The following is a 16,135-nucleotide window of genomic DNA, read 5'->3' on the forward strand; positions in this document are numbered from 1 at the left end:
ACCCAAGGACCACTCATGTCATCAGCGATCGACGTCCGTGGACTGCGCAAGTCCTACGGCGACAAGCTCGTACTCGACGGCATCGACCTAACCGTTGCCGAAGGCACCATCTTCGCCCTGCTCGGCCCGAACGGCGCCGGCAAGACCACTGTCGTGCGGATCCTGTCCACACTGGCCGCCGCCGACACCGGCGAGATCCGCGTGGCGGGCCACGACCTGCACAGCGGCCCCGAGGCGGTCCGCGCCGCGATCGGCGTCACCGGCCAGTTCTCCGCGGTCGACGGCCTGATGACGGGCCGGGAGAACCTGATCCTGATGGCCGACCTGTACCACCTCGGCAAGCAGGAGGCGCGCCGCCGGGCGGACGAACTCCTGGAACAGTTCGACCTCGTCGAGGCCGGTCAGAAGCTGGCGTCGACGTACTCCGGCGGCATGAAGCGCCGGCTCGATCTCGCGATGACGCTGGTCGGCCGCCCGCGGATCATCTTCCTGGACGAGCCGACCACCGGCCTCGACCCGCGCAGCCGGCACAGCATGTGGACGATGATCCGCGAACTGGTCGCCGGCGGAGTCACGGTGCTGCTCACCACGCAGTACCTCGAGGAGGCCGACCAGCTCGCCGACCGGATCGCCGTCCTCGACCACGGCCGGCTGGTCGCCCAAGGTACGGCGGAAGAACTCAAGCGGCTCGCGCCGGGCGGGCACATCCGCCTGCGGTTCACCTCACCCGAGGAGTTCGCGCTCGCGGGCCGGGTGCTGCCGACCGCCGTACCGAACCCGGAAACGCTCGTCCTGCAGGTGCCGAACGACGGCAGCGTGCACGCGCTGCGCGACCTGCTGGCCCGGATCGACGACGCCTCGCTCGAGGTCGACGAGCTGACTGTCCACACCCCCGACCTGGACGACGTGTTCTTCGCCGTCACGGGTCAGCCCACCAGCCACGAGGAAGTTCTTCAGAACGAGGGGACTGCGAAATGACGGAAATGAGCACCGTGACGATCCGGCCGATGGCCGACACCGGCACCATGCTGCGCCGCACCCTGCGGCACGCCCAGCGCTACCCCGGCCTGTCCCTCGGCGCCCTCGGGATGCCGGTGATCATGATCCTGCTGTTCGGTCTGGTCTTCGGCGACACGTTCGCGGCCGGTCTGAGCGGGGGCGCGGCACAGGAGTTCGACTACATCGACTTTCTCACCCCGGGCATCCTGCTGATGTCGATCGCGTCCGGGACGATGTCGCCCGCGGTCGCGGTCTGCATGGACATGACCGAGGGCATCGTGGCCCGGTTCCGGACGATGGCGATCTTCCGGCCGGCCGTGCTGACCGGGCACGTGCTGGGCAACGTGATCGTGACGATCGTCAGCCTCGCGCTGGTGGTCGGGTTCGCCGTCCTGATCGGGTTCCGGCCGAACGCATCGGTCGGCGACTGGTTGCTGGCGAGCCTGCTGCTGATCGGGCTGACCATCGGCCTGACCTGGTTCGCGATCGCGCTCGGCCTGACCAGCAAGACACCCGAGGGTGCGAGCAACGTCGTACTGCCGATCAGCCTGCTGCTGCCGTTCCTGAGCAACACCTTCATCCCTCTGGAGGCGATGCCGGGCGGCATCCGCTGGTTCGCGGAGTACCAGCCGTTCACCCCGATCATCGACAGCCTGCGGCACCTGCTGATCGGTACGCCGGTCGACAGCGGCAGCGGCTGGCTCGCCGCGGCCTGGTGCGTGGCGATCGCGGTCGTCGGCTACTTCTGGGCGCAGAAGAACTACAACAAGGGGACCGTGGCCTAGGACGGTGCGCCGAGGAGGTTCGCGCGGGTGCGGACGTGGGCAGGCACCAGGAGGTCGCAGTCGGGGTTGTTCTCCGGTTCGCCGGCGACGACGTGAAGCGGGATCACGCCTGTCCAGTACGGCAGGTCGAGGTCTTCCTCGTCGTCGTTGGCGGCTCCGGACCGGGTCTTCACCGAGGCCTCGGTGAGCGACAGGGCGAGGACCGAGGTCTTCGCCAGTTCCTTGCGGTTCGGCGGACGGACGGCCTGCGAGCGGCCCGGGACGAGGTGGTCGACGATCCGGTTGAGGCCGTGGAGCTTCTCGTCCGGATCGTCGACCAGCCGCGGTACGTCGAAGATGACCGCGGACCGGTAGTTCACCGAGTGGTGGAACGCGGACCGGGCCAGCACCAGACCGTCGGCGTGCGTGATCGTCACGCAGACGGTCTGCCGCGGGGCAGCGACCACGCTGCGCGCCGCGACCGAGCCGTGCAGGTACAGCGTCCCGTCCGGCCCCCGGTCGAGGTCGACGCCGTACGCCGTCGGCAGGACGAGCGGATCACCGTCGACCACGACACCGAGGTGGCAGAACATCCCGTCGAGCAGGACGTCGTACAGCGCCTGCCGATCGGTCGCGGCGCGTTCCTTCGAGCGGCGAAGCGAGGTCCGGGCGGTTGGCTGCAGTGTGGTCATGTCACCAGGTTCGCTCCGGAGTGGCCTGGCGGCACGGGCCATTCCGGAGCGAATCAGCTAGTCCACTCGGGCAGCAGAGACGGTCGCCCGGACGACGTGGCGACGCTTGGTCGGCAGGCCCAGCGTCGGGTTCGAGACGCTCCAGGCGGCGCCCTTGCAGATCAGCTCCTTGTAGACGGCGGCGACCCGGCCGGTGAGGGCCGCGTTCACGGCGCGGTCGTCGGTGGTCACGTACTGGATCAGCCCGTTCTTGCGGCCCAGCGAGATGCACTGGTTGAAGTAGGCCAGCGGCGCGTGCGGCAGCTTGCCACCGGTCAACCGGGCCGCGATGGAGTCGGCCGCCTGCCACGCCATCGGCTGCCCCGACGCGCACGACATCCGCAGCGGCTTGTTCTTCGATCCCATGGCGTACGCCGCGTCGCCGATGGCGTACACGTCCGGGTGCGAGACCGACCGCATGGTGCCGTCGACCACGATCCGCCCGGTGTCGGTGACCTCCAGCCCGCTGGCGGCGGCGATCGGGTGGACGGCGAACCCGGTCGTCCAGACCGTGACCGCGGCCGGGATCGACCTGCCGTCGTCCGTGGTCACGTGGTCCGCGTCGACGCTCGCCACCGCGGCGTGCTCGTGCACGGTGATGCCGAGCCCGTCGAACACCTTCCGCAGGTGGCGGCGGCCCTTCGGCGAGAGCCAGTCGCCGAGTTCGTCGCGGACCGCGACGGCGACGTCGAGATCCGGACGGGCCTCGGCGATCTCGGTCGCGAACTCGACGCCCGTCAGGCCCGCACCGACGACCGTCACGGTCTGGCCCGCGGACAGCGAGGCCAGGCGCTCACGCAGCCGCAGCGCACCGGGGCGGCTCGCGATCTCATAGGCGTGCTCGGCGACTCCCGGGACGCCCAGCGGGTTCCAGCCGCTCCCGAGCGCGTACACCAGCGTGTCGTACTCCAGGTCCTCCGAGTCGAGCGCGACCGTCTTGCGCTCGACGTCCACCCCGGTGACCTGCGCGAGCTTCAGTTCGACGCCCGTCCCGGCGTACATGTCCTCGAACGAACGCAGCGTGAGGTCCCGGCCGGTGGCGAGCTCGTGCATGCGGACCCGCTCCACGAAGTCGGACTCGCCGTTGACCAGCGTGACGCTCACCTCGTCGCGGTACAACCGCGCTGCGAGCCGGCCGGCGGCGATGGCTCCGGAGTACCCGGCGCCGAGAACGACGATGCGGTGCTTCATATCCGTACTCCCGTCTGAATCGGTGTCGCCCCTTGAACCGGGCAGCCCGGCGATCCATGACAGGTAGGCGGTGTGAAGCAGGTCACAGCACGGTCGTCAGCGGTTCCCCGTGTTCGGACGCGGCGAACAGTCGGGTCGCGCGGGCCAGCTTGTCCGGGTTCGCCTGGGTGCGGACCGCGGTGATGCCGTCGGGGGTGACCTCGAGGCACATGACGGCGACCACCGCGCCGTTGACGACTCCCACGAACGCCGTCTCGCCGTTGACGGGCAGGGCGTAGACGTCCGCCTTGCCGCCGTACAACCTGCGCTTCGCCTCGCTCGGCTTGAACAGGCCGCGCAGGAACCGCGCCACCGCGAGACCGCCCTCGACCGCCGTGGGCCGGGCCGGGATCTTGCCGCCGCCGTCGCCGATCGAGATCGCGTCGCCGGTCAGCAGTCGCACGATCGCATCGGTCTGCCCGCTGGCGGCCGCGGCCAGGAACTCCTCCACGATCCGCCGTGCTGCGGCCTCGTCGACCTGGGCGCGCGCCCGCCCGTCCGCCAAGTGCTGCTTGGCCCGGCGGAAGATCTGCTGGCTGGAGGCCTCGCTGATCTCGAGGATCTCGGCGATCTCCCGGTGCGGGTAGTCGAACGCCTCCCGCAGTACATAGACCGCACGCTCGTTGGGCGACAGTCGCTCCATCAGCGTGAGGACGGCGTACGAGACGGACTCGCGCTGTTCGACGGTGTCGGCCGGGCCGAGCATCGGGTCGCCGTCGAGGAGCGGTTCGGGGAGCCACTGGCCGACGTACGTCTCCCGCCGCACGCGGGCGGAGGCGAGCTGGTTGAGGCAGAGGTTGGTGAGCACCTTCGTCAGCCACGCCTCGGGGACCTCGACGCGGTCGATGTCCGCGGCCTGCCAGCGCAGGAAAGTCTCCTGGACGGCGTCCTCGGCCTCGCCTGCGGATCCGAGCAGGCGGTAGGCGATGGCCTCGAGGCGGTGTCGGGACTGCTCGAACCGAGCCACGTCCTCCGCGGTCATCGTCATACGGCGATAGTAATAGCGAAGATCATCACGTACGGGACACTGGACGCCGTGCAGAGTTCGCTGCCGTTGACGATCGAGCGCGCTTCGGGCGTGCCGCTGCATCTGCAGCTGGCCCAGCAGTTCCGGGCCGCCGTGCTGGACGGACGGCTCCAGGCCGGCCACCGGCTGCCGTCGACGCGGGACCTCGCCCGGGAGTTGTCTGTCTCCCGCTCCGTGACCCAAGCGGCGTACGACCAGCTCCACGCCGAGGGATGGATCGAGGGCCGCACCGGCGCCGGCACCTTCGTCACGGACGTCGCGCCACTGCAGCCCGCCGTACGACGCCGCACACCGCATCACCCCGACGCCGACGCGAACCTCCTCACGCTCCGCCCGGGGATCCCGTACATCGCCCCGACGCCCGACCCCGGCTGGCGGCGCGCGTGGCGCGAGGTGTCCACGCAGTCGCCACCGGGTGGGTACGACGACGCGGCCGGCCTTCCCGCGCTGCGTACCGCGCTCGCCGAACATGTCGCGCGCGTCCGCGGGATCGCGTGCGGACCGGAGAACGTGCTCGTCACCAATGGCACCGTCCACGGACTGCGCCTGCTGCTCGCCGTCACACAGCGGCCCGGCGACCGGATCGCGATCGAGGACCCCGGGTACCTGAACGCGGTGGCCGCCGCGAACGACCACCGGCTCGAGATCGTCGACGTCCCGGTCGACGAGGACGGTCTGCAGGTCGGCGCACTGACCGACGACGTCGCGGCCGTCTACGTGACGCCGTCCCACCAGTACCCGCTCGGCGGCCGGCTACCCGTTGCCCGGCGCAACGAACTGGTCCGCTGGGCGCGCCGGACCGGCAGCCTGCTGATCGAGGACGACTACGACAGCGAGTTCCGGTACGACGTCGCGCCGCTGCCCGCGCTGGCGCAGCTCGACCTGGAGCGCGTCGTCCACCTGGGCACGTTGTCGAAAACGCTCAGTCCCTCGCTCCGCCTGGGCTGGCTGGTCGCGTCCGAGACGATGGTCGAGCGGCTGGCCGCTTTCCGCGCCAACTCCGGCGACTGGCCCGGCTGGCCGATGCAGGCCGCTCTGCTCGCGATGCTGCGCGACGGCTACCTCGATCTGGCCGTCCGTCGCGGGCGCCGGCTGTACGCGGACCGCCGTACCCACACCTGTGCGGTCCTCGCGCCGTACGGTCAGGTCATCGGCCAGGACGCCGGGCTGCACATCACGCTGCTGCTGCCCGACGACGTGGACGACACCCGGATCGCCGCCGCCGCGCGAGAAGCCGGCGTGGTGGTCGCGGCCCTGTCCGAGTACCGCCGTACCGTGCCAGGACCGCCAGGACTCGTGATCGGCTACGCGACACCGTCAACCCCCGACCTGCACCGAGCCCTGACCATCCTGACCGAGGTCCTCAGTCGCCGTTGAGCGGGTCGAACTCGTTGCGCCAGCGGAAGTCAATCGGATCTGGGAACGCGCCTTGGACCTTGCCGAGTCCCTTGATCACCGTGGACAGTCCGTTCGCGTGCCCGACGGCATACAGGTAACCGGACTTCGTGCCTTTGTCGATCCCGAGCAGCAGCGTGCCGTAGACACCACACTTCACGGCCATCAATGTCTCGAACACGTGCCAGGTCGTGGTACGCACCCGCCGCACGTCGAACGTCGCCGGCACCGAGGTGCTGATCCGGATCGTGTAGAGCGCCCCGCCTCGGGTGTTCGCCAGGAAGGTGTCGTACGTCGCGGTCTTGCTGATCAGCGCCATCGTCTTGACCGACTCGAACCCCGCCCCACCGGCGTTGCGGCGCCAGACGCCGTTGATGTTCTGCCACCGCACGAGCAGCCCGTCGGTTCTCAGCCCGTACTCGTAGTTCCGGAGGACCCCGGCGTTCTCGACCTGAGCGTATTCGGCTTCCTCGACGAGTTTGAAATCCGTCCATCCTCCGCCGATCCGGGTCAGCACGGGTGGATCCCCCAGGACACCGCCTGCCAGCGAGTAACTACTGCGGTACAAGGCGCTGCCTTGGACCACCCACCCGCTGATATGGAAGGTGGCGGCGACGTCAGGCTCGTTGACGAAGGTGGAGCTGAGCCGAACCTGGCCCGGTGCGTAGACGCCTTTCGCCACTCGGTTGGGTACGACCGCCATCGTCGGCGGCGTACCGGCGGTGACGCGGCGGTAGGTGTGGTCCCCGGACGCGGTCACAGATCCGACGTCCATGGTGCAAGTGACCGCCGTACCGCCTGCGGTCGCTACTCGGGCTTGCGCAGGCGGCGTGATCGCCGTCGTGAGAAGAACTGCCATGCCGACCATGAGGCCGGCCACCTTGATGCTCGATCCGGACATCTGTCGTCCCCCCTCTCCCCACCAAGCACGATACGGAGGAGGCTGACCCCTGTCAGGGGCTCGTGGGGTTGTTTCGCACCGGTGGTTGGACGACTGGGGTGTCGCCCGCCCCAGGGCTGGTCCTCAGTCGCCGTTGAGCGGCTCGTAGGGATTGGTGGCCCACCGGAAGTAGGCACGCGCCGGGAAGGTACCGCTCCGGCGGCCGAGGCCGACGATCACCGTGGCCGTGCCGTTGGCATGGCCAACGGCATACTGATAGGCGGTCCTGGTGTCGAAGTCGACGCCGACCAGGAACGTGCCGTACTGACCGCACTTGGTGGCGACGAGTTTCTCGAAGCCCTGCCACGTGCGGGTCCGGACCGGCTTGACCACCGGCTTCATCGGCGCGCCGACCGGGATGCGGATGGTGTACAGCGCGCCGCCGCGGGTGTTGGCCAGGAACGTGTCGTACGTCGCGGTCTTGCTGATCAACGCCATCGACTTCACCGCGGCGAAACCGGGCGCCGACCCGGTGGCCTTGAACCTCCACGGAATGTTGACGTCGAAGCTCCACCGCCGCAGGGTCCCGTCGCCGGACAGTCCGTACGCGGTGTTCCGCGTCGTCGCGCCCTTCGCCGCGAACTGCGACACCTCGAGCGCCTTGTACGCCGACCAACCTCCGCCGACCGGCTGGGCGCCGCGCGGCATGCCCGGGTCGACCTCGGCCTCGTTGGTCAGCGAGTAGTACCAGTAGTACGCCCTGTCGCCCGACACCGCCCAGCCGGAGAGGTCGAGACCGTGCCCGTACGCCAGCTGGGTCGAGGTCGAAGCCAGGCGCACCGGACCGAGCCCGGTCGTCGGATGCCCCTCCGGTCCGAACGAGCTCAGGCTGACGTCACACGTCCCGGCCGTTCGCTCCGTAGTCGTCCCGGCGGCGTTCGCGGTCCCCGCCGGAGCGGTTCCGGCGAGCAGCAGTGCGGCCGCAGACAGCACTGTCCAGCGTTTCATGTCAGTCTCCGTTCAGCGGATCGAGGTACCAGACCACGCCCCAGCGGAAGTTCACCGGATCCGGGAACGTGCCGTTGACCTTGCCGAGGCCGTTGATCACCGTGGACGTGCCGTTCGCGTGCCCGACGGCGTACAGGTGGCCGGTCTTGGTGTCCTTGTCGATGCCGAGCAGCAGGGTCCCGTAGTTGCCGCACTTGTTCGCGATCATCGCCTCGAAGCCCTGCCAGGTGCCGGCGCGGACCTTGGTGACGATCGGTTTCATCGGCGAGGTGATCGGGATGCGGATGGTGTAGAGAGCACCACTGCGAGTGTTGGCGAGGAATGTGTCGTACGTCGTCGTCTTGCTGATCAGGGCCATCGACTTGACCGCCCCGAACCCGGTGGCCGACCCGGCGCTGCGCCACCCGGCGCCGCTGACCTGCCAGCGGAACAGCGTCCCGTCGTTGCGGAGTCCGTACGCCAGCCAGTGACTGATCCGGCCGGCTGTGTACTCGAAATGCGAGACCTCGAGCGCGGTGAAGTTCGTCCAGCCGCCGCCGATCCGCTTGGTCTGGTCGATGCCGTCGGAGAAGTTGTAGGACCGCAGGTACAGGGCGTCTCCCTGCACCACGTACCCCGTCCGGTCGATGCCGCCGATGTTGGGCTCGGCCTCGAACGTGGAGCTCAGGCGGACCTGACCGGCCGGGAAGACGGACGGACCGACAGTGGCCGGTCCGGTCATCGTCGGCGGCGTGCCGGCCGTCACCTCGGCGGACGTCTGCGCACCGGCGGGTGTCACCGAGCCGGAGTACAGCTGGCAGGCCGCGGTCGCGGACCGTGCTGTGGTCTCCGCGGCCTGCGCTGTTGGTACGAACGCGACGGCGGCCAGGGCGATCGCGCCCACAATGCTCGCAGCGGCCTTGGGTCTGTTCACGGCCCCTCCTCAGGTCCAGTGCCTCCACAGACCTTGATGTGGGCGGGGCCGGAAAGGTTACGGGTCCAGTGGGTTGCGTGCGATCGGCGGCTGGACGACCGGAGTGTCGCCGTCCCAGGTCAGCCGGGAGAGCCACATCGTTCGGCCCTTCGGGTCGGTGCCGACCTGCTCCGGATCCCACGCGTGGTAGACGAACCAGTCGCCGAGGACCATGTTGTGCCCCGGCCCGGCGGCATCGGGCGAGCTGGAGAGGATCGGGTCGCCGGACTTCACGCACGGCCCGGTCGGCGACTCGCACAGCGCATGACCGACGGCGTACGTCGCCTTGTCGAAGGCGTTGCCGGAGTAGAAGAGGTGGAACTTCCCGTTCCGTTCGACCATGTACGGCGCCTCGACCAGGTTGCCCTCCCACGGCAGGTCCTGCTTGATCATCCGCCGTGCCGGACCGACCAGGGTGAGACCGTCCGCGGAGAGCTCGGACACGTAGATCCAGGTGTCCACGCCGATCGCGTTGCCGTCGTTCTTCCAGTACAGCCAGCGCCGGCCGGTCGAGTCCTGGAACGGCGAGGCGTCGATCGACCCGCCCTCGTGGGCCTGACTGATCAGTGGCTTGGTCGATTTGTCGACATATGGACCTGTGGGTGTGGGCGCCACCGCGACGCCGACCGCCTGCCGGCCCGCCGCGACGTCGCGCGACGTGTAGTACATGACGTACCGGTCGGCCGCGTGCACGGCGACCTCCGGCGCCCACACCCGCCCGGGACCCGTCCAATCCGGCAACGACGGCAACGCGTCCCCGACGACCTCCCACGACACCAGGTCGCGGGAGGTCAGCGTCTGCACGTTACCGAGCGGACCGTTGGTCGCGAACGCGAAGTACTCGTTGCCCACCGCAATGATCTGCGGATCGGCGAAGCTGCCGTCGTACACCGGATTGGAGAATCCCATTTTTTACTTGCTTTCGTAGAACTTGAGGTAGTCGAAGGTGGCGACCGGTGGCGGGTTGGCGCCGGTGAACTCGCCGTGGGCGTAGAGGCCGATCTTCGCGGCCGACGGCAGCACCCAGGACGCGCCCCAGGTCCAGTTCTTGCCGTCCACCGAGGTCGCGGCGCGGTACACGTGCTCACCCGCGGCGTTCTTGTGGTACGCGAGCCGCATCCACAGCGTCGGCGCCGAGCGTCCGATCGCGGCCGCGCCGTACGACGTCGCGCCGTCCGACGGCCGCGCCACGAGCTCACGCCCGTACTCCGTCTGGCGAGTCTTCCAGATCGCGACGTTGCCGAGGCGGGCGAAGTCGCTGTCGTTCAGGTACGCGATCATGCCGGCCTGCTGGTAGTTGCGGATGTCGCCCTCGCCGGTGTCGAGGTGCAGTTTGGTCTCCGCGATCCAGCTGTCCCCGGCGGGCGCGGTGTGGAAGAGCAGCCCCGCGGTGTTGCCCGACCCGACCAGGTCGGCGTTCTCCAGCGGCCACGACAACTTGCCGTTGGCAACAGTCGCCTTGTCGTCCTGCCGGACCCACGACCAGTCCGCACCGAGCGCACCGTCGAACTCGTCGCCGGCCAGCAGGTTGCCGGTCTGCGGTACGTCGGCGAGCTTGGTCACCGGCTTCGCGACCGAGCGGACCGTCAGGTTGTCCACCTCGGCCGACCCGAACCACCGCACGGGCGCAGACCCGAGCTTCAGCCCCGGCACGTCCAGCCGCACCTCGCCGTACACCTCTCCTAGGCCTGCGTCGTCGAGTCGTGCTGTCACGGTGGATCCGGAGACCTGGACGGACAGTTTGTTCCACTGGGTGCGGTCGAAGGTGGCCGGCAGGTTCGCGGACGACGTACGAGGGCCGACTGTCACCGTCAGGCGGTTGTTCGCGACAGTCGCCACCACCTGATCACCCAGGACTGTCGTGACGGAGTTGCCGAGCCGGGCATCCGCTTCCACCCGGAGGGAGCCGGCCGGTGCCGCCTGGCGGGTTCGGGCTGCGCCGTTGATCGCTGCTGTGGGTCCACCGAGCGCGTCGCCTGGCTGCTTGGTGGCACCTTGGAGGCCTGCCGCCGGGTCGGTCGAGTCGATGCCCAGTGCGGAGCCCGTCGTGGGTGCGGGGACAGGGCTTCCGGACGGGCCGAGGCCGGCGCGGGTTCTTGGCCAGCCGTCGATCCAGTCGATCTTGTCGATCAGCATCGGCCGCCGGTTGATCCCGAACGGGTTGGTCAGCCACGGCGTACCGCGGTCGATGGCGTGGTAGACGATGTGGTCCTGGCCGGCCGCGTCGGTCATGAACGCGTGGTGGCCGGGGCCGATCCACTGGTTGCCGTTCTGGGTGATGACCGTCGTACCGCCGACGCGAGAGTCGGTCAGCGGTACGCCGTCGGCGTCCACGAACGGGCCGCGCGGCGAGCGCGAGCGGCCGGCGAAGACGGAGTACCCGGTGGTCGGGCCGGCGCAGCAGTTCATCGACGAGCCCATGAAGTAGTACCAGCCGTCGCGGTAGACGACGTACGAGCCCTCGTACCGGTCGCCGATCGTCACCTGCGTGGGCGTGCCGACCGCGTGCAGGCCGTCGGCGGAGAGTTCGGTGACGGAGATGCCGCCGTAGAAGCCGCCGTAGTACAGGTACCGCTTGCCGTCGGCGGCGGTCAGCATCGCCGGGTCGATCGTGCCGAAGTACCCGCCGTTGCCGTCGGGCTTCGGGGTGACGACCGGGCCGCCGGTCGCGGTCCACGGTCCGGCCGGTGTCGGCGCGGTGGCCACGCCGATCGCCGGGTCGCCGCCGGCGTTCGCCGCGGTGTCGGTGACGGTGAAGTACATGACGTAGCGGCCGCCGAAGTACCGGATGTCGGGGGCCCAGAAGAACGAGCCCGGCGCGGCCCAGGCCGGTTTGGTCTGGTCGTCGAAGACCGTGCCGAGGTACTCCCAGGAGCTGAAGTCCTTGGTCCGGGCCATGTGCATCAGGCCGAACGGGCCGTTCGCCACCAGCGGGTCGGAGGTGGCGTACGCGTACCAGTAGCCGTCCCGGCCCTGGATGATCGCCGGGTCGGCGAAGGTGTCGGCGAAGCTGGACGAGATCGGATTGGTGGTCTGCACCGGCGGCTCGGGTGCGGCCTGGGCGGCCGACGTACCGGCGGCCAGCGCGAACACGGTGAGTGCTGCGGCGAGTAGTCGTTTCGGAGGCACGGGCGGGTCCCCTCTCGCGTCAACTGCTGAGCTGGATCAGATGCCACGATGCGGGCGGCAACGTGGCACGGCACACACCGTCGACAACCTCGGTGGTGTCGACGGCCCGGGGCTGGACCCGGTCCGGATCGTCCGCGGTGTTCACCGCGGACCGGTCCTCGTCGTACAGAGCCAGATGGCGGACCAAGCGTCCAGCCACTGGAACCTCCAGGTCGACCTTGTCGGTCTCACTCCGGTTCACCACGAAGATCGCGGTCTCCCCGGTGTTCTCGTCGTACGTCGCTGTGCTCCACAGCGCGGGCACGCGGCCGAAGGCGGCGGTGTCGATCTCGGGACCGCCGGTGATCGCCGTCTGCAGCACGGTCGGGCCGGCGTACCGCGCCGTCAGCGCGAACGGGTAGAAGATCGTCTGCCGCCAGGCGCGGCCGCCGGGCTCGGTGCGGATCGGGCCGATCACGTTGACCAGTTGCGCGAGGCAAGCGATCTTCACCCGGTCCGCGTGCCGGAGCAGCGTGATCAGCAGGCTGCCGACCACGACCGCGTCGTCGACGGTGTAGGTGTCCTCGATCAGCGGGGCGACCTCGCGGATGCCGAGGCCGAGTTCGCCGGGAAAGTGCTGCTGGTACCAGACGTTCCATTCGTCGAAGGAGAGCGTGAGCTCCTTGTCGCTGCGCTTCAGCGCCTTCACGTGGTCGGCGGTCGCGATCACCGACGTGATCATCCGGTCCATCTCCTCGGCGGCGGCGAGGAAGCTCGCCTGGCCGCCGTCGCGCGGCTCGTAGTACGCGTGCAGGCTGATGTGGTCGACCAGGTCGTAGGTGCGCTCGAGGACGACGCGCTCCCATTCGCCGAACGTCGGCATACCCGCGTTGCTCGACCCGCACGCGACCAGTTCCAGCCCGGGCTCGACGCGGCGCATCGCGTTCGCGGTCTCCTCGGCGAGCCGGGCGTACTCCTCGGCGGTCTTGTGACCGATCTGCCACGGCCCGTCCATCTCGTTGCCGAGACACCAGGTCCGGATGGCGTGCGGTGCGGGGCTGCCGTTCGCGACCCGGCGGTCGGACAGGGCGGTTCCGGCCGGGAGGTTGCAGTACTCGAGCAGGTTGACCGCGTCGCGGATGCCGCGGGTCCCGAGGTTCACCGCCCAGATCGGCTCGACCTGCGCCTTCCGCGACCAGGCGACGAACTCGTCGGTGCCGAATTGGTTCGACTCGATCGCGCGCCATGCCAGGTCGAGCCGCTGCGGCCGCTGGTCCTTCGGCCCGACGCCGTCCTCCCAGTCGTAGTTCGAGACGAAGTTGCCGCCGGGGTAGCGGACCGCCGTCACACCCAGCTCGCGGACCAGCTCGAGAACGTCCTGCCGGAAGCCGTCCGGGTCGGCGCTCGGGTGCCCGGGCTCGTAGATGCCGGTGTAGACGCAGCGGCCCATGTGCTCGACGAACGAGCCGAACAGCCGACGGTCCAACGCACCGATCACGAACGCGGGGTCCACCACGAGTCGAGCCACAGGGCCTCCCCAGAAGTCGTCTACAACGTTTAACGTGGATGTCTACAACGATGGACATCCCCCTGTAAAGACCTCACGCCCCTTCCGCATTTGCCTGGCTGACCTACCAACTTCTGGGTTCTGCACCGTGATTCGTGGTGACGAACCCCAGAACTGATGGGTCAGCCAGGGAAATGCGGGCGGGGCGGTGGATGCGGCGGGGGCCGCGGAGCGGGGCGGCGTGGCACACTCGGGCGACAGACCGGTGACAGGAGGTTCTCCGATGGCGACCAGGCTGAGCGATGTGGCCGCGCGGGCCGGCGTGTCGGTGAAGACCGTCTCGAACGTGATCAACGACTATCCACACATCACCGCGCAGACCCGCGCCAAGGTCGAGGCCGCGATCGCCGCCCTGGACTACAAGCCGAACGTCAGCGCCCGCTCGCTGCGCAAGGGCCGCTCGGACTTCATCGCGCTGGCGGTCCCGGAGATGGGTTCGCCGTACTTCGCGGAGCTCGGCGCGGAGATCAGCCGGGCCGCGAAACGCCGCGGGATCACCGTGCTGATCGACCAGACCGAGGGCGAGGCCGCCGCCGAGCGGTTCGTCCTGGACGGGATGCGCGGGCAACTGATCGACGGCATCATCTTCTCGCCGATCACGACCGCTCCGGCCAGACTCACCGCCGCGGACACCGGGAAGCCACTGGTGCTGCTCGGCGAGCGGCCGGCCGGCGGCCAGTTCGACCACGTCGCGGTCGACTCGGTCCAGGCGTCGTACGACGCCACCACGCATCTCGTCTCGATCGGGCGCCGCCGGATCGCGGCAATCGGTGTCGGCGGGGGAGCCGGCACCGGAGCGGTACGGCGGAAGGGGTACCGGAAGGCGCTGAAGGCGGCCGGACTGCCGCACGACCCCGCGCTCGAGCTGGCCGGCACCGGCTACCACCGGCCGGACGGCGCCGCGTCGATGCGCGAACTGCTGGCGTTGCCGGAGCCGCCGGATGCGGTGTTCTGCTTCAACGACCTGCTCGCCCTGGGCGCCCTGCGGAGCCTGGCTGAGGCCGGACTCCGGGTGCCGGAGGATGTTGCTGTGGTGGGCTTCGACGACATCGAGGACGGCCGGTACCACTCCCCGTCGCTGACCACGATCTCGCCCGACAAGGAGTGGCTGGCCGAGAACGCAGTCGCCCTGCTGCTCGACCGGATCGCCGGGAACGGCGGCTCCACCCACCGCGACCTCACCGTCCCGTACACCCTGCAGATCCGCGAGTCGACGGCCGGTTAGAGGCCTGCGAGCTGCATCGCCAGGCCGTGCTGCGTCTTGTTCGCGCGACCGATCAGGCCGAGTACGGCGTTGCGCACCGGACGGATCGCGCGCGGGACGTTGGCGAGCCGGGTCAGCCGGTGTGCCAGCGCGATCACGCGGACCGCTTCGGCGCGGCAGGTCGTCGCGTACTCGTCGAGGGCCGTGTCGTCCCCACCCAGGGCGGTCGACAGCGCGTTCGCCAGCGTGACCGCGTCGCGGAGGCCGAGGTTCATGCCCTGACCGCCGGCCGGGCTGTGCGTGTGGGCCGCGTCGCCGGCGAGCAGCACGCGGCCGGCCCGGTAGTTGTCGGCGACCCGCTCGTGGATCCGGAACCTCGATCCCCAGATCACCTCGGTCACCTTCGGGTCCGACTTCCGCGGGCCGCGGTCGGCCAGGAGCTGCTGCGCGTACGGGAGGTCCGGGTGCTCCGGCGCATCGGGGACCTCGGCCACCAGGCGGAAGGATCCGTCCGGCAGCGGCGCCACCACGAGCAGCCCGGCAGAGGCGAAGTACAGCGCGACCTCGTCCGCCGGGAGGCCGCCGTCGACGCGGACGTCCACCAGACTGCACGAGATCTGCAGCGTGTTGCCCGGCATCCGCAGTCCGGCGAGCTCACGGATCGTGCTGTTCATGCCGTCGGCCGCGACGACGTACTGCGCCTTGATCACGTCGGCGTTGTCCAGCGTGACCTCGGCACCGTCGGCGGTCTGGGCGAGGCCGGTCGCGGCGTACGGACGGAGTACGGATCCGCCGAGCTCCTCCAGCCGCTCGAGCAGCACCTGCTCGGTGACCGGCTGCGGGATCATCGTCACGAACGGGTAGGCGGTCGGCAGGTCCGCGAACCCGACCGGGACCAACTGGTGGTCGTCGGCGCGGATCGAGAAGTCCTGCAGTTGCAGACCGAGCTCGACGAGCCGCTTGGTCACCCCGAGCTCCTCGAGCACCTCCAGCGTCCGGGGGTGGATCACACAGGCGCGTGAGGTGTTCGCACCCTCGGCCTGCTTGTCGACCACCACCACGTCGTGCCCGTGCAGCCGGAGACCGACCGCCACCGCGAGCCCGACCGGACCCGCACCCACCACCACGACTGTTGCTTCCTGCGGAGTCATCGTCGCTCCTTCCCCACCCTGCCCCGAGCGGAGCTGAGGGTCCTTGGTGTTTATCAACGCTTGTTGACTTTTACGTTAGGCGTCCCGGATCAAGAAGTCAACAAGTGTTGGCATATGCT

General features: G+C 69.5%; 14 protein-coding genes. 4 read left to right on the forward strand and 10 right to left on the reverse strand.

What is annotated here, in order from left to right; translation table 11 throughout:
• Positions 1-15: 15 nt before the first annotated feature.
• Complete coding sequence (locus BJY22_RS05560) at positions 16-978, forward strand: ATP-binding cassette domain-containing protein (protein ID WP_167204085.1); 963 nt, start codon at positions 16-18, stop codon at positions 976-978.
• Positions 975-1,784 carry an ABC transporter permease gene (locus BJY22_RS05565; RefSeq protein WP_238350292.1) on the forward strand — a complete coding sequence of 270 codons (810 nt, stop codon included), beginning with the start codon at positions 975-977 and terminating at the stop codon, positions 1,782-1,784. Before BJY22_RS05560 ends, BJY22_RS05565 begins: the two co-directional genes overlap by 4 nt.
• Here the strand turns inward: BJY22_RS05565 and BJY22_RS05570 are convergent.
• The 3 genes from BJY22_RS05570 to sigJ all read right to left on the reverse strand — a co-directional run bounded on the left by BJY22_RS05570 (position 1,781) and on the right by sigJ (position 4,712).
• Positions 1,781-2,455, reverse strand: a complete 675-nt coding sequence (locus BJY22_RS05570; RefSeq protein ID WP_167204086.1) for a pyridoxamine 5'-phosphate oxidase family protein — start codon at positions 2,453-2,455, stop codon at positions 1,781-1,783. The genes BJY22_RS05565 and BJY22_RS05570 overlap by 4 nt on opposite strands.
• Before the next feature lie 57 nt (positions 2,456-2,512).
• Entirely contained in the window at positions 2,513-3,685 is a 1,173-nt protein-coding gene (locus BJY22_RS05575; protein WP_167204087.1) for an NAD(P)/FAD-dependent oxidoreductase, read from the reverse strand.
• 82 nt (positions 3,686-3,767) lie between these two features.
• On the reverse strand, positions 3,768-4,712 hold the full coding sequence (gene sigJ, locus BJY22_RS05580; RefSeq protein WP_167204088.1) for an RNA polymerase sigma factor SigJ: 945 nt from the start codon (positions 4,710-4,712) through the stop codon (positions 3,768-3,770).
• A gap of 48 nt (positions 4,713-4,760) precedes the next feature.
• Between sigJ and pdxR the strand changes: the two genes are divergently transcribed.
• Complete coding sequence (gene pdxR / locus BJY22_RS05585) at positions 4,761-6,128, forward strand: MocR-like pyridoxine biosynthesis transcription factor PdxR (protein ID WP_167204089.1); 1,368 nt, start codon at positions 4,761-4,763, stop codon at positions 6,126-6,128.
• On the opposite strand, the gene BJY22_RS05590 is transcribed toward pdxR, so the two are convergent.
• The 6 genes from BJY22_RS05590 to arfA all read right to left on the reverse strand — a co-directional run bounded on the left by BJY22_RS05590 (position 6,115) and on the right by arfA (position 13,622).
• Positions 6,115-7,047, reverse strand: coding sequence for a hypothetical protein (locus tag BJY22_RS05590; protein ID WP_238350293.1), 933 nt, complete (start codon positions 7,045-7,047; stop codon positions 6,115-6,117). The two genes, pdxR and BJY22_RS05590, sit on opposite strands and share 14 nt — an antisense overlap.
• Positions 7,048-7,170: 123 nt before the next feature.
• Complete coding sequence (locus BJY22_RS40970; protein WP_202891003.1) at positions 7,171-8,034, reverse strand: hypothetical protein; 864 nt, start codon at positions 8,032-8,034, stop codon at positions 7,171-7,173.
• Position 8,035: 1 nt separating this feature from the next.
• Entirely contained in the window at positions 8,036-8,947 is a 912-nt protein-coding gene (locus BJY22_RS05600; RefSeq protein WP_337758236.1) for a hypothetical protein, read from the reverse strand.
• A 57-nt stretch (positions 8,948-9,004) separates the two neighbouring features.
• Entirely contained in the window at positions 9,005-9,895 is an 891-nt protein-coding gene (locus BJY22_RS05605) for a glycoside hydrolase family 43 protein (RefSeq protein WP_167204090.1), read from the reverse strand.
• A gap of 3 nt (positions 9,896-9,898) precedes the next feature.
• A complete protein-coding gene (locus BJY22_RS05610; RefSeq protein WP_337758237.1) occupies positions 9,899-12,115 on the reverse strand; it encodes a family 43 glycosylhydrolase in 2,217 nt (738 codons plus the stop codon).
• Positions 12,116-12,134: 19 nt separating this feature from the next.
• Complete coding sequence (gene arfA / locus BJY22_RS05615; RefSeq protein WP_167204091.1) at positions 12,135-13,622, reverse strand: arabinosylfuranosidase ArfA; 1,488 nt, start codon at positions 13,620-13,622, stop codon at positions 12,135-12,137.
• A 262-nt stretch (positions 13,623-13,884) separates the two neighbouring features.
• On the opposite strand from arfA, the gene BJY22_RS05620 reads away from it, so the two are divergent.
• A complete protein-coding gene (locus BJY22_RS05620) occupies positions 13,885-14,886 on the forward strand; it encodes a LacI family DNA-binding transcriptional regulator (protein WP_167204092.1) in 1,002 nt (333 codons plus the stop codon).
• Here the strand turns inward: BJY22_RS05620 and BJY22_RS05625 are convergent.
• Positions 14,883-16,016, reverse strand: coding sequence for an FAD-dependent oxidoreductase (locus BJY22_RS05625; protein ID WP_167204093.1), 1,134 nt, complete (start codon positions 16,014-16,016; stop codon positions 14,883-14,885). The two genes, BJY22_RS05620 and BJY22_RS05625, sit on opposite strands and share 4 nt — an antisense overlap.
• Positions 16,017-16,135: the final 119 nt, after the last annotated feature.

Origin of the sequence: Kribbella shirazensis (genome assembly GCF_011761605.1) — a bacterium.
Taxonomy (GTDB): domain Bacteria; phylum Actinomycetota; class Actinomycetes; order Propionibacteriales; family Kribbellaceae; genus Kribbella; species Kribbella shirazensis.